Annotated in this window: 13 protein-coding genes and 1 other RNA gene; 10 read left to right on the top strand and 4 right to left on the bottom strand. The window is 46.1% G+C overall.

The features are described 5' to 3' along the window. Window positions 1–48: 48 nt before the first annotated feature. The gene (gene sspA, locus AB4503_RS21230) at window positions 49–684 is read left to right on the top strand and encodes a stringent starvation protein SspA (RefSeq protein ID WP_009848943.1); all 636 of its coding nucleotides are present in this window, start codon (window positions 49–51) and stop codon (window positions 682–684) included. A gap of 6 nt (window positions 685–690) precedes the next feature. Then, on the top strand, window positions 691–1,185 hold the full coding sequence (gene sspB, locus AB4503_RS21225; protein ID WP_017072808.1) for a ClpXP protease specificity-enhancing factor: 495 nt from the start codon (window positions 691–693) through the stop codon (window positions 1,183–1,185). A gap of 254 nt (window positions 1,186–1,439) precedes the next feature. Here sspB and AB4503_RS21220 read toward each other — a convergent pair whose 3' ends face one another. Genes AB4503_RS21220 through AB4503_RS21205 form a run of 4 tightly spaced genes read right to left on the bottom strand, consistent with a single transcriptional unit; the run spans window position 1,440 to window position 4,857 of the window. After that, window positions 1,440–2,045 (bottom strand): BON domain-containing protein, encoded by a 606-nt coding sequence (locus AB4503_RS21220; RefSeq protein ID WP_017059276.1) that lies wholly within the window; start codon window positions 2,043–2,045, stop codon window positions 1,440–1,442. Window positions 2,046–2,061: 16 nt separating this feature from the next. Next, window positions 2,062–2,652 (bottom strand): phosphoheptose isomerase, encoded by a 591-nt coding sequence (locus AB4503_RS21215; protein ID WP_004729817.1) that lies wholly within the window; start codon window positions 2,650–2,652, stop codon window positions 2,062–2,064. 2 nt (window positions 2,653–2,654) lie between these two features. Continuing rightward, the gene (locus AB4503_RS21210; protein ID WP_017059277.1) at window positions 2,655–3,053 is read right to left on the bottom strand and encodes a YraN family protein; all 399 of its coding nucleotides are present in this window, start codon (window positions 3,051–3,053) and stop codon (window positions 2,655–2,657) included. Next, window positions 3,040–4,857: a penicillin-binding protein activator gene (locus tag AB4503_RS21205; protein ID WP_372115694.1), complete on the bottom strand. Its 1,818-nt coding sequence runs from the start codon at window positions 4,855–4,857 to the stop codon at window positions 3,040–3,042. Before AB4503_RS21205 ends, AB4503_RS21210 begins: the two co-directional genes overlap by 14 nt. Window positions 4,858–4,918: 61 nt before the next feature. Between AB4503_RS21205 and rsmI the strand changes: the two genes are divergently transcribed. The 8 genes from rsmI to mraY all read left to right on the top strand — a co-directional run bounded on the left by rsmI (window position 4,919) and on the right by mraY (window position 13,629). Continuing rightward, the gene (gene rsmI / locus AB4503_RS21200; protein WP_017062903.1) at window positions 4,919–5,785 is read left to right on the top strand and encodes a 16S rRNA (cytidine(1402)-2'-O)-methyltransferase; all 867 of its coding nucleotides are present in this window, start codon (window positions 4,919–4,921) and stop codon (window positions 5,783–5,785) included. Window positions 5,786–5,980: 195 nt separating this feature from the next. After that, window positions 5,981–6,420, top strand: an RNA gene (gene rnpB / locus AB4503_RS21195) — RNase P RNA component class A. Window positions 6,421–6,648: 228 nt separating this feature from the next. Then, complete coding sequence (gene rsmH / locus AB4503_RS21190; protein ID WP_102421340.1) at window positions 6,649–7,599, top strand: 16S rRNA (cytosine(1402)-N(4))-methyltransferase RsmH; 951 nt, start codon at window positions 6,649–6,651, stop codon at window positions 7,597–7,599. Window positions 7,600–7,602: 3 nt separating this feature from the next. Continuing rightward, the gene (gene ftsL, locus AB4503_RS21185; protein WP_010434716.1) at window positions 7,603–7,920 is read left to right on the top strand and encodes a cell division protein FtsL; all 318 of its coding nucleotides are present in this window, start codon (window positions 7,603–7,605) and stop codon (window positions 7,918–7,920) included. After that, window positions 7,917–9,674: a penicillin-binding transpeptidase domain-containing protein gene (locus AB4503_RS21180; protein ID WP_372115693.1), complete on the top strand. Its 1,758-nt coding sequence runs from the start codon at window positions 7,917–7,919 to the stop codon at window positions 9,672–9,674. The genes ftsL and AB4503_RS21180 overlap by 4 nt, the downstream gene beginning before the upstream one ends. Window positions 9,675–9,692: 18 nt before the next feature. Next, entirely contained in the window at window positions 9,693–11,177 is a 1,485-nt protein-coding gene (murE, locus tag AB4503_RS21175) for a UDP-N-acetylmuramoyl-L-alanyl-D-glutamate--2,6-diaminopimelate ligase (RefSeq protein ID WP_372115692.1), read from the top strand. Next, entirely contained in the window at window positions 11,177–12,550 is a 1,374-nt protein-coding gene (murF, locus tag AB4503_RS21170; RefSeq protein WP_372115691.1) for a UDP-N-acetylmuramoyl-tripeptide--D-alanyl-D-alanine ligase, read from the top strand. The genes murE and murF overlap by 1 nt, the downstream gene beginning before the upstream one ends. Further along, window positions 12,547–13,629, top strand: a complete 1,083-nt coding sequence (gene mraY, locus AB4503_RS21165; protein WP_017059284.1) for a phospho-N-acetylmuramoyl-pentapeptide-transferase — start codon at window positions 12,547–12,549, stop codon at window positions 13,627–13,629. The genes murF and mraY overlap by 4 nt, the downstream gene beginning before the upstream one ends. Window positions 13,630–13,646: the final 17 nt, after the last annotated feature.

Genomic DNA, 13,646 nt, shown 5'->3' with positions numbered 1-13,646 from the left:
AGGCTTTAGGCCTCCATTGTTTTTATTTAAAGTGTACTGGAGGGCTCCATGGCTGTAGCTGCCAATAAACGTTCTGTAATGACTCTTTTCTCAAGTGCTTCTGATATGTATAGCCATCAGGTGCGCATCGTTCTTGCTGAAAAAGGCGTAAGTGTTGAAGTTGAGTTGGTTGATGAAAAAAATCTACCAGCAGAGCTTGTTGAACTGAACCCGTACAAATCAGTACCTACTCTTGTTGATCGTGAGCTTGCTCTATATGACTCGAAGATCATCATGGAATACCTAGATGAGCGTTTCCCTCATCCACCGTTGATGCCTGTATACCCGGTTGCTCGTGGTAACAGCCGTCTAATGATGTACCGCATTGAGCGTAACTGGTATTCAGTTGCAGAGAAGATCGTTAAAGGCAACGCTGAAGAATCTGAAGCAGCTCGCGTTAAACTGCGCAACGACCTACTGACTCTTGCTCCTATCTTCGCTGAGTATGAATACTTCATGAGCGAAGAGTTTAGCCTAATTGATTGTTACCTAGCTCCGCTATTATGGCGTTTACCTGAGCTTGGTATCGAACTAATTGGTCCTGGTTCTAAAGAGCTTAAGATTTACATGAACCGCGTATTCGAACGTGATTCATTCCTAGCTTCTCTAACTGAAGCTGAGCGTGAGATGCGACTCGTTCGCTAAGCGTTTATGGATATTTCTAATATGACTCCACGCCGACCATACATGCTTCGTGCATTTTATGAGTGGCTGGTTGATAACGAACTAACTCCACACCTTGTTGTTGAAGCAACATTACCGGGTGTGCGAGTTCCAGAAGAGTTTGTTCAAGATGGTCAGATCATTCTGAACATCGCGCCTCGTGCGGTTGGACAACTTGAACTGGGTAACGAAGCTGTGACGTTTAGTGCTCGCTTTAGTGGTCGTCCACACTCTGTGATCGTTCCGCTTTACGCAGTACAAGCGATTTATGCTCGTGAAAATGGTGCTGGTACCATGTTTGAACCTGAAGAGGCTTACATGGAAGCGTTTGAAGAAGGGATTGAAGAAAGTCCTTTTGAAGAACCAGAAAAAGGCCCATCTTTGAGCGTTGCAACGGCAGACGTAGATGCTGAAGAGCCTGACTCAGATCCTGAGCCACCTCGTCCAGCGAAAGGTCGCCCAAGCCTTCGTGTTATCAAATAACGTTAGTTATACCAATCACAGTAAGTAAGTGATCAGAAATAGCGCAGGAAAAAAGCTTGAGAGCAAGGCGGAATTTTTTGATAAGTAGTTATTCTACAATCAAAAATTCTAACGCAGTTATCGAGATTTTTAACAAGCTAGAATGATAGATTATTTACTACGATTGGTATTAGATAACGAACCAAATAAAAAAGCAGCGACTCGTCGCTGCTTTTTCTTTTCTGCTATATAGCATTCAATTGACTGGCTTAAGGCTAGTTAACAGCCGTCTCTTCTTCACCATATTCAAACGCTCGAATGACCTGTTTTACGCCAGAGATGTTACGAGCAACTTCTGTTGCGATATCGGCATGCTCTCGAGTCACGAGTCCAAGCAGGAATACTTCTGAATCCTCAGTAATCACTTTTACTTTGATGCCGTTAAGCTCAGCATTCGCAAGCAGAGCTGATTTCACTTTAGTGGTAATCCAGCTGTCTTTACTAATAGCACTTACAGACAAAGGTTCTTTCACTCGAACCTGATTGTGGATGCTCTCAACGCCAGCCACTTCTTTGGCTTGGTTTTCAAAAGCGCGACGTTCTGAATCTGTGGTTGCTTGTCCCATCAATACCACCGAACCTCGGTACGAGCTTGCGGTGACACGTACGTTGCCACGGAATGGTTGTTTATTGGTAATCGCTGCGACTTCAAATTCGATGTTGTTGTCGTTCCAAATCTCTTTGGTTGTTCGCGTATCCGTGACTAGGTTTGCAGTGGTTGCAGCACCAGCAATGAAAATGCCAGCACAACCAGACAGAGACAGTGTAAGTAGCGAAACACTAATCAGCTTAAACAGCCTCATAGAGGTTAATGATTTCATTGTGATGCTCCGTATATCACTCTTCGTGAGCAGGGAAGAGTACTTGATCGATTAGGTCACATAGGCAGTGTAGTGTCACCATGTGTACTTCATGAATGCGCGCTGTACGGTGTGAAGGGATACGAATCTCTACATCGTGTTCACCAAGCAAACCTGCCATCTCACCACCATCTTTACCGGTAAAGGCGATAATTGTCATGTCGCGAGTTACCGCCGCTTCCATTGCCTTGATGATGTTCTTGCTGTTACCACTAGTCGAGATAGCCAACAGGATATCGCCAGTTTGACCAAACGCACGTACCTGCTTAGAGAAGATCTCTTCATAGTGGTAGTCGTTAGCCACAGCCGTTAGCGTGGTGTTATCTGCTGTGAGTGCCATCGCTGGAAGGCTAGGGCGCTCTGTTTCAAATCGGTTGAGTAGGCACGATACAAATTGCTGAGCATTCGACGCCGAACCACCATTACCACAACAAAGAATTTTGTTTCCGTTAAGCAAGGTCGCAACCATTGCTTGAGCGGCATGCGTGATTGCGTCAGGCAGAGCTTCTGCAGCCGCAATTTGGATTTGAATACTTTCTGTGAAACTTTCTTTAATGCTGTCTAGCATGTTTATCCTTGGGTAATCGCGTTTTGAATCCAGTCGATAGTGTCATTCGGCCCTTCAATGGCAACAATATCAAACCTGAAATCTGTAGAGTGCACCGACAAGCCTTGCTGCATAAGCCAAACATTGGCTGTTTTGAGCAGTTTCTGTGACTTCTTGGCAGTCACCATTTCAGCGGCATGTCCGTAGCGGGTTTGCTTGCGGTATTTTACCTCAGCAAACACAACCGTATTGTTATGGCGCATTATAAGATCAATCTCGCCACATTTTGCTATGAAGTTTTCTTCTATTAACGATAAACCGTGGTTAATCAGATAAGATTTTGCCACGGCCTCGTATTTATCACCCACTTGTTTGTGGGTGATGGTTGGTTTGGATAGGAACTTTCGGCTAAAAAGCCCCATGCTCTGCCCAGCTGATTTCACGTTGAACCACACAGTTGTTATCGATGGTTAGCACACCCGTTTCACCTGGAATGCTGTAACCTTGCACGGCTTTCATCTGTGGCAGTGCATCCATTAGATAGTATGCATCCATTCCTAGTGCTTGCAGACGCTTTTGGCCGTTTGAGTGCGCAGGCCATAGGTCGTTGAGCTCTTTATTAAGCTCGTTTTTATTCTCAACTAATAGTGGGATATCGCTGTAGAACACACCGGTTAGGTCTTCATACTGCTTATCACCGCTGTTGCTGCGTGAGTTTGAGAACAGAGCGGGTTGGCTCGCATCTGGGTTAATTGCAACTTCAATGAAGGGTTTGATTAGTGTTAGCTCTGAGTTCTTAGCCACAATGTAGACAGAATCGATATCACGACGGCTGCGTGGCTCGGTTTCTAGGTCTAGGTTCAGTAATCCGTCCATTTGAGCGATACGCTGTTGGCTCTCTTGCAAGCCGAATACCTGATTCACATTACGTTGCAGTTGGCGTTTGTCAGAGAACAAGCTGATAGCAACATCGTTGCTGCTGTATTTTTTCCACTCTTCTTTAAACGCTTGCTCAACTCGCTCACCTAAACGTCCTCTTGGCGCAAGGATAAGCGGGTACTTGTAGCCTTGAGCAAATAGGTGCTTCGCTGCCTGAGCGACTTCTTGCTCTGGCGATAGAGCGAGATAACAAATGTTAGTATCTGGTTCTAGTTGCGTTGGAATGTTCAGAGCTAAAGCTGGAATCGAGTTCTCGTGGTTTTTCTGCGCTTGCTGAAGTTTAGTTATGTTGCTCTTAATCAGCGGGCCAACGATGAAATCAACGTTGTTCTCTTCCAGTGTCGCTTTAATCTCAGCGGCACTTTGCACGTTGGTATCCATTACCGTAAGCGTTGCATCTTCTTCGCGCTCTTTGTCATTCATCATCGCAAAGATGAAACCGTCACGCACAAGTTGTGCTTGCTTGCCGTACTTACCGGTTAGAGGCAGTAATAGTGCAGTGCTGGTTGGCTTGCTGATCTCTAGTGCCAAGACGTCAGTGATCGCCTGAGGTGTGTATGTCGCTGCTGGGTGCTGAGGATTCTCTGCTAGCCAATCCGACAAGGTTTCCTGCAGGTTTGGAAGATTTGAGTTCAGCGTCTTCATGTAGATTGCCAGTTGTAACCAACCTGAAAGCACATCTTCTGTCGGTGATGTTTTCAGTTCTAGAATCTCGTATTGAGAGTAACTATTCAGGTTTTGCCAAATACGGTCGGCAGTTTGCTGTTGAAGCTCGTCGTCAGCCTCTAGGTACTCTGAATAGAGCACTAACTCACGGCTTGCCTCGAAATACTCACTCTTCATCTCTGAGATGTTCGCGCGTAGCTCGTGATAATCTTTCCACTGCTCGTTCGGAAGCTTCCACCAAGGCTGGAAGTTTAGTTGGCTATAAGCTTGATCTGGCTGCGAGTTATTCACCAACAGTTGAGCGCGAGCTAATTGCCATTCCGCTTGTTGCGTTTCGCTCAGCTCTTGTTTTGCTAAGCGTTTAATAACCAGAGTTGCTTGATCGGTTTTTCCAGCTTGCACAGAAGCCTTAAGCGCCATGATTAACCAGTCGTTTTGTAGACTTCCTTTGCTACTATCCGCTTGCATCATGTAACTTTCAGTTGATTGCGCTGGATCTAGTGTAATATCAACGCTCGTTGGTGCTTGAGGACCTGAAGAACAAGCCGCCAATGTAATTGCTAATGCAATTGGAGTTAGTAAGCGTGGTACACTGAGTCTCTTATGGTTCATCGTTGCCATGAGTTCTTTAAATTCCGTATAAATTTGTATCTATATTAATCGTTGAAGTGATGGTAAACAAATGACAGATAACAAAACCTTGCTCACAGAGAGCCCAACTCTCTACATTGTGCCAACCCCAATCGGAAATTTGGGAGATATCACTCAAAGAGCAATTGAAATTTTATCAAGTGTCGATGTTATTGCAGCCGAAGACACACGCCACACGGGTAAGCTGCTTGCTCACTTCAATATATCAACCAGAACGTTCGCTTTACATGATCATAATGAACAAACTAAAGCGCAAGTTCTAGTCGAAAGGTTATTAGAAGGTCAGTCTATCGCATTAGTCTCTGATGCGGGTACACCTTTAATCAGTGACCCAGGTTACCATCTTGTCTCACAATGTCGTCAAGCGGGTGTGAGAGTTGTGCCACTTCCTGGTGCTTGTGCAGTGATTACGGCATTGAGTGCGTCTGGTTTACCGTCTGATCGTTTCAGCTTTGAAGGCTTTTTGCCGCCAAAGAGCAAAGGTCGTAAAGATAAGTTCCTAGAGATCGCGAAAGCAGAGCGCACGTGTATCTTCTACGAATCACCACATCGAATCTCAGATTCTCTACAAGATATGCTTGAGATCTTAGGCCCAGACCGTGAAGTTGTCTTGGCACGTGAGCTGACTAAGACATTCGAAACAATTCAAGGATTGCCACTGGGTGAGTTGATTGAGTGGATTGAAGAAGATTCGAACCGTAAGCGCGGTGAGATGGTGTTACTGATTCATGGTCATCGTGAAGAAGCGAGCACAGAACTGCCAGACGAAGCGACTCGTACTCTGGGTATCCTAACTAAAGAGTTACCTCTTAAAAAAGCGGCGGCAATGACAGCTGAAATCTACAACCTGAAAAAGAACGCGCTGTACAAGTGGGGCCTTGAGCACCTAGATGGTTAACGCTGAATAGATAAATAGCTGCTCAGTGTATAAGTCGCTAGAGTGCTATTTTAAAGCTTGTGAGGAATGAAGGTCGTCCCTTCATTCCTCTTTTTTTGTCTGGATTGTGTGAAATTCATGCGTTTACTTAGCGGTTTGCAGCATATTTGTGATCTCGCTAGACACTGCACTCTAATCTCTATACAATCCGCCCTCGGAGTTGAACGGGTAATCGCTGCTTTGCTGATGTCCTTCGGGAGACTGACGTTGAGGTCCTTCGGGAAACTGACGTTGAAGTCCTTCGGGAGACTGGCAGAGGGGAGGAACGTCCGGGCTCCATAGAGCAGGGTGCCAGATAACGTCTGGGGGGCGCGAGCCCACGACAAGTGCAGCAGAGAGAAGACCGCCGATGGCCTCATTTCTTCGGAAGGGGCACAGGTAAGGCTGAAAGGGTGCGGTAAGAGCGCACCGTGCGACTGGCAACAGTTCGTAGCAAGGTAAACTCCACCCGGAGCAAGATCAAATAGGCCCTCGCATTGCGCTGCTCGCGTATGGGGGCGGGTAGATTGCTTGAGCCTGTGAGCGATTGCAGGCCTAGACGAATGGTTACCACCGCGCAAGCGGAACAGAACCCGGCGTATGTGTCAACTCCACCTATATAAAGAACCCATCATTACTTAACCGTAGTGATGGGTTTTTTGCTTTATATTGACGTAAATTATTTAGATTTCCTTAAAATCTTTCACCCTGATATAAGCTTGGGTCAAAAATTCCAAATGCCTATACACAATATGGTGGAGATACAGCGTGAAATCAGTACACTAAAACGTTAATAGAACAAATTATTGCCGAACTAATGGCTCAATCCACTCACTGAGAAGACTATGACAGAAGCATTCAAACATATTTCAGTATTGCTTAACGAATCTATTGACGGACTTGCGATCAAACCTGACGGTACCTACATCGATGGTACTTTTGGCCGTGGTGGTCACAGCCGTACAATCCTGTCTAAACTGGGCGAGAATGGACGACTCTTTAGTATTGACCGCGATCCACAAGCGATTGCAGAAGCGCAAAAGATTGATGACCCTCGTTTTACGATTATTCACGGCCCGTTCTCAGGTATGGCTGAATATGCGGAGCGTTATGACTTAGTCGGTCAAGTGGATGGTGTGTTACTGGATCTAGGTGTTTCTTCACCACAGCTAGATGACGCTGAGCGTGGCTTTAGCTTCATGAAAGACGGTCCGCTAGACATGCGTATGGATCCAACGACGGGTATTCCGGTTTCTCAGTGGCTAGTTGATGCGGATCTTGATGACATCACATGGGTTATCCGTGAGTTCGGTGAAGATAAACACGCTCGTCGTATCGCGAAGGGCATCATTGCTTATCAAGAGAACGAAGAGAACGAACCGTTAACACGTACTGGCCAATTGGCTAAGCTTATCTCTGATGTCGCTCCAAAGAACTTTAAAGAGAAAAAGCACCCAGCGACACGTGCTTTCCAAGCATTTCGTATCTACATTAATAGTGAACTTGAAGAGATCGATACCGCACTGAAAGGCGCTGCAAGTATTCTTGCTCCCCAAGGTCGTATCTCTGTTATCAGTTTTCACTCTCTTGAAGACCGTATGGTGAAGCGCTTCATCCGTAAAGAGAGTCAAGGCCCTCAGGTACCTCATGGTTTACCATTAACAGAAGATCAAATTAAAGCTTTAGGCAGTGCCGATCTAAAACCAATTGGTAAAGCGATCAAGCCTTCTAAAGGTGAAGTGGATGAAAATACTCGTTCACGCAGCTCAGTACTACGAATCGCAGAAAAGCTGTAGTTAATGAAGACCTCCAAGCCTAACTTAGCCAAGATAATATTTTTTGATTTGATCTCCGTGGGTAAGGTCCCATTGGTGATTCTTATCTGTATCTTTGCGAGTGCGATGGGGGTCGTTCTTACGACACATATGTCACGTCAGGCGATTACGCAAAAAGACATGGCATTAGTCGAACGAGAGCAGCTAGATGATGAGTGGCGAAATTTAATGCTTGAAGAGACAGCTTTGGCTGAACACAGTCGCGTTCAAGCATCGGCAAAACGAGAGTTAGACATGAAACGTCCAGACTCTGATAAAGAAGTTGTGATCACACTGAAATGACCGGTAAAAAGGAAAAATCACCCGCGAAAACCGTTAATAAATCAACGAAAAAGCGTGTGAAGAGCGAAAAGGATTCGGATCCAGTTCTGATAAAATGGCGTTTTAACGTCGTTATTGCTTTCGTGTTTCTTGCCTTTGCTGCACTTGTTGGTCGTGTGGCTTATATACAAATCATTGAACCAGATAACTTAATTCGTCAGGGCGACCTTCGTTCGGTGCGTGTTAAGGCTATTCCTTCTGCTCGTGGCATTATTTCTGATCGCAATGGTGAGCCACTTGCTGTCAGTGTTCCTGTTGAAGCGGTATGGGCTGACCCGAAAACCATTTTCGATAAAAATGGTATGGCTCAAATTGATCGTTGGTATGCGTTAGCTGATGTACTTGGCCTAGAACGACAACCGATGATCGATAAGATCTCTAGTAACAAATCCCGCCGATTTATTTATCTTCAGAGACAAGTTAGCCCTGCGATGGCTAAATATATCCGCGATCTTAAACTCGTGGGTGTGGGGCTTAAAGCTGAATCTCGTCGTTACTACCCTGCAGGTGAAATCAGTGCGCACCTTATCGGTGTTACCGGCATTGATGGACACGGCCTAGAAGGCGTTGAGCGCAGCTATGACAAATGGCTCACAGGCGAGGCCGGTAAGCGAACGATTCGTAAAGACCGCTACGGACGTGTTGTTGAAAACATTGCTTTAGAAGAGCGTGAAGAAGGCAAACCACTCGAGCTAACGATCGATCAACGATTACAAGCGATCGCCTACCGAGCGATTAAACAGGCGGTAGCCGATCACAAGGCGACGTCTGGATCTGCCATCTTATTAGACGTAAAAACGGGTGCGGTTTTGGCGATGGTTAATGCGCCTTCTTATAACCCAAACAATCGTGCTGACTTACAAAGCTTTAAGATGCGTAACCGCGTACTTACCGATGCGATGGAGCCCGGTTCTACCGTGAAACCTTTTGTGGTTTTAGCAGCGCTAGAGAACGGTACAGCTGATCCAGATATCGTTATTGATACTGGCAACGGCATCATGCAGATCGGTGGCAGTCGTGTGCGAGACTCGTCTAAAGTCGGTAAGGCTGATTTAGCGCTGATCCTCAAGAAGTCGAGTAACATAGGTGTTGCGAAATTAGCGCTTAATATGCCACTCGAAGCCTTGCTTGGTATGTACAGCTCGGTTGGTCTAGGTGAGATGTCTGGGCTGAATTTGGTTGGTGAAACGAGCGGTATTTTCCCGAATCGCCGTCGCTGGTCAAAGTTTGAGATTGCGACCTTAGCGTTTGGTTATGGTTTGTCTGTTACACCGATGCAGTTAGCACATGCTTATGCGACGCTAGCCAACAAAGGCTTATATGAGCCAATTCATATTATTAAGAGCAACGACCAAGATTTTTCTAAGCAGATTATCAAGCGAGAAAACGCTGAACTGGTTTTGAACATGCTCGAAGGGGTGACTCAAAAAGGTGGAACGGCGACAAGAGCCGCCGTTCCGGGTTACCGCGTTGCAGCCAAAACGGGTACATCTCGTAAGGCAGAGGCTGGCGGATACAGTGATGAATACATTGCGATCACTGCAGGCTTTGCTCCAGTCAGTGACCCAAGAGTTGCGTTGGTTGTTGTAGTCAATGAGCCTCAAGGTGACCTTTACTATGGTGGCTCAGTCGCAGCCCCTGTATTTTCTGAGATCATGAAGGGTGCACTACAAATCATGAATGTCCCGGCTGATGAAAATAAGTTTCAAGAATAGAGTTAATCAGGATTCAATATGAGTAATAGCCTCACGCTGTCATCTTTACTTTCTCCCTGGGGGGACTTTAATTCAACAGAACTAGAGTCGATTGCTGTTGAGCAATTGGAGTTGGATAGTCGTGCCATCAAGAAAGGTGATATTTTCGTCGCCATTGTTGGACATGCCGTTGATGGTCGCCGTTTTATCGACAAAGCGGTCGCTCAAGGAGCTAAAGCCGTCATTGCACAGGCTGGTGATGACAAAGCTCATGGCTTGGTTGAGTGGTTAAATGCAGTTCCTGTTGTTTATGTAGCGGAGCTAAATTCAATTCTCTCTGAACTGGCTGGTCGAGTTTATTCTTCTCAAGCGACCAAACTGATTGGTGTTACTGGCACCAATGGCAAAACCACCATCACCCAATTGATTGCTCAGTGGCTAGATTTAGTCGGCCAACGCTCTGCGGTAATGGGCACCACGGGTAACGGTTTTCTAGACAACCTTAAAACGGCGGCGAATACGACCGGTAGTGCGATTGAAATACAACGTACGCTGAGTGAGTTGGCTGAAGAAAACGCTGTTTATACCGCGATGGAAATCTCGTCTCATGGTTTGGTTCAAGGCCGAGTTAAGGCATTGGATTTTGAGGCTGGTGTATTTACTAACTTGAGCCGTGACCACTTGGATTACCACGGCACGATGCAAGAGTACGCTCTGGCTAAGAAGAGCTTGTTTACTCAGCATAAGTGTAAGCACGCTGTGATTAATGTTGATGATGAAGTCGGTAAAGCTTGGATGGCTGATCTGTCCAATGCAGTAGCTGTGTCATTGCTTCCGTTATCGGGCTACCAGCAGTCAGTATGGGCATCGGATGTTGCTTATGCAGAGACGGGTATCAAACTCGCTTTTGATGGTAGCTGGGGGCAGGGACAACTGTCTGTTCCTTTAATTGGCCAGTTCAACGCATCAAATGTATTGGTTGCTTTCGCGACCCTACTTGTACTAGGCATCGACAAGCAAACCTTGATCGACACAGCACCTCAATTGCAACCTGTGATTGGCCGTATGGAATTGTTCCAAGTACCAAACAAAGCGAAAGTGGTTGTCGACTACGCGCATACACCTGACGCATTAGAGAAAGCATTGGCAGCACTACGTGTACATTGCTCTGGAAAGCTATGGGCAATCTTTGGCTGCGGTGGTGATCGAGATACAGGCAAGCGCCCTATGATGGCGGTTACCGCAGAGCAGTTCGCCGATAACATTATTATTTCAGATGACAACCCTCGCAGTGAAGACCCGGCATTGATTGTTAAAGACATGCTGGCAGGTTTAAGTGAGCCTGAAGTCGCCTTTGTTGAACACGATCGCTTTCAGGCGGTTAAGTTTGCTCTAGAGCAGGCGGGTAATAACGACATTATTCTTCTGGCAGGTAAAGGCCATGAGGATTACCAAGTATTGAAAGACAAAACGATCCACTATTCGGATCGAGAGTCAGCACTACAACTTTTAGGTATTTCATAATGATTGATGTATCACTCGAGCAGATCTGCTCAGCGGTGTACGGTCAGCTGATAGAGGCTGGCAAATCGAGCAATAGTTTGATCAATGCGGTTTCTACCGATACTCGCACCGTTGAAGAAGGTGCACTGTTTGTTGCTCTTGTAGGTGAACGTTTTGATGCGCATGATTTTTGTGGTCAGGCTGTTGAGGCCAATGCGAGTGCGTTATTAGTTCAACGAAAACTTGACCTAAATATTACTCAAGTTGTTGTTGAAGACACTAAACTTGCTTTAGGTCAGCTAAGTGCTTGGATCCACAAACAATGTAACGTGCCAACCATGGCGATAACAGGAAGCTGTGGCAAAACGACCGTCAAAGAGATGGTCGCGAGTATTCTACAACAACGTGGCAAAGTGCTGTTTACAGCGGGTAACTTCAATAATGATATCGGAGTACCACTAACCTTGCTGCGCAGTGAACCCAATGACGACTATGCCGTGATAGAACTGGGCGCGAACCACATTGGTGAAATTGCCTATACCACGCAGCTTGTGAAACCACAGGTGGCCTTAGTGAATAACGTTGCTGCCGCGCATCTAGAGGGCTTTGGCTCAATTGATGGTGTTAAACAAGCGAAAGGCGAAATTTTTCAGGGGCTTGCTGCTGGTGATACTGCTATTGTTAACCTAGAGAGCAATGGTGGTGACTTCTGGAAAGATGTGCTTGCAGACAAAAACGTACTGACCTTTTCTGAAAGTGATGACACGGCGGATTACTTTTCGACGAATATTCGCATCAACGAGCAGGGTGAAGCTTGCTTTGATATGCAGACCCCGCAAGGCGCTATCGATGTCGAACTTGGCATTATTGGTCAGCACAATGTAGCCAACGCATTAGCCGCAGCAGCACTGAGCATTCAATTCGGTGCCACGCTTGCAGAAATTAAAAGCGGTTTAGCGAATCTTATCTCAGTTAAAGGCCGAGTTGAGGTTCAACAATTAAGTCAGAATATCAAGCTGATAGATGACAGTTACAACGCCAGTGTACCGGCAATGAAGGCTGCAGCTAAATTGTTGTCGAGCTTCAAAGGTCAGCGTTGGTTGATTTTAGGCAATATGGCTGAGTTAGGCGATGAAAGCCTTGCACTTCACCGTCAAGTCGGTGAATATGCTGCCCCATTCGCTTTTGAGCATGTACTCACTTACGGTGATGATACCAAGGTGATTAGTGAAGTGTGTAACGGCACTCACTTTGCAACGCATGAAGCGATGATCGCGCACATAGAGCAGCACTTGAGCTTGCCAGAAAACGTGCCACATACCTTGTTGGTAAAAGGCGCCAATAGTGCAGGAATGAGTAAAATAGCCGCTGCTTTAAAGGAGAACTTTTCATGATAATTTGGCTTGCAGAGCTACTACAGCCACACTTTTCTTTTTTCCGTTTGTTCGAATACTTATCGTTTCGTGCAATCGCGAGCATTTTGACGGCTTTATGTCTGTCGCTGTGGATGGGACCTCGTTTAATTGAGCGTCTGCAAATGCTGCAAATTGGCCAAGTTGTTCGTAATGACGGCCCAGAATCTCACTTCAGTAAGCGTGGTACACCAACCATGGGTGGTGTGATGATCCTTGCTGCGATCATCATTACGGTCTTACTTTGGGCTGACTTATCAAACCCTTACGTTTGGGCCGTACTTGTCGTGCTAGGCGGTTACGGTGCAGTTGGTTTTGTTGATGATTATCGTAAAGTCGTTCGTAAGAACACTGATGGCTTGATTGCGCGTTGGAAGTACTTCTGGCAATCGGCTATTGCATTGGTTGTGGCGTTTGCTCTGTATGCTCATGGGCAAGACACTGCTGCGACACAATTAGTGGTGCCTTTCTTTAAAGATGTGATGCCACAACTTGGTTTACTGTACATTGTTCTAACTTACTTTGTTATTGTGGGTACCAGTAACGCGGTAAACCTAACTGATGGCCTAGATGGCTTGGCGATTATGCCAACGGTTATGGTTGCTGCGGGTTTTGCTGTTATCGCTTGGGCGACAGGTAACGTTAACTTTGCAGCATACCTACACATTCCATACATCCCATACACCTCTGAACTGGTGGTGGTATGTACTGCTATCGTTGGTGCAGGCCTTGGCTTCCTATGGTTTAACACTTACCCAGCACAAGTATTCATGGGCGATGTTGGCTCTCTAGCACTGGGTGGTGCGTTAGGTGTGATTGCGGTACTCGTTCGTCAAGAGTTGGTACTAGTGATCATGGGTGGTGTGTTTGTAATGGAGACTCTGTCAGTGATTCTGCAGGTGGGCTCTTACAAATTGCGTGGTCAGCGTATTTTCCGCATGGCACCGATTCACCACCACTATGAACTTAAAGGTTGGCCAGAGCCGCGTGTTATCGTGCGTTTTTGGATAATCTCAATGGTATTAGTACTGGTTGGCCTAGCGACACTGAAAGTTCGTTAATCCTGTATGAGCCTCTG

Origin of the sequence: Vibrio sp. 10N.222.55.B11 (assembly GCF_041473705.1) — a bacterium.
Lineage (GTDB): Bacteria > Pseudomonadota > Gammaproteobacteria > Enterobacterales > Vibrionaceae > Vibrio > Vibrio crassostreae_C.
Note: the sequence above shows the minus strand (reverse complement) of the source record. Positions and strands in the feature narration are given on the sequence as shown.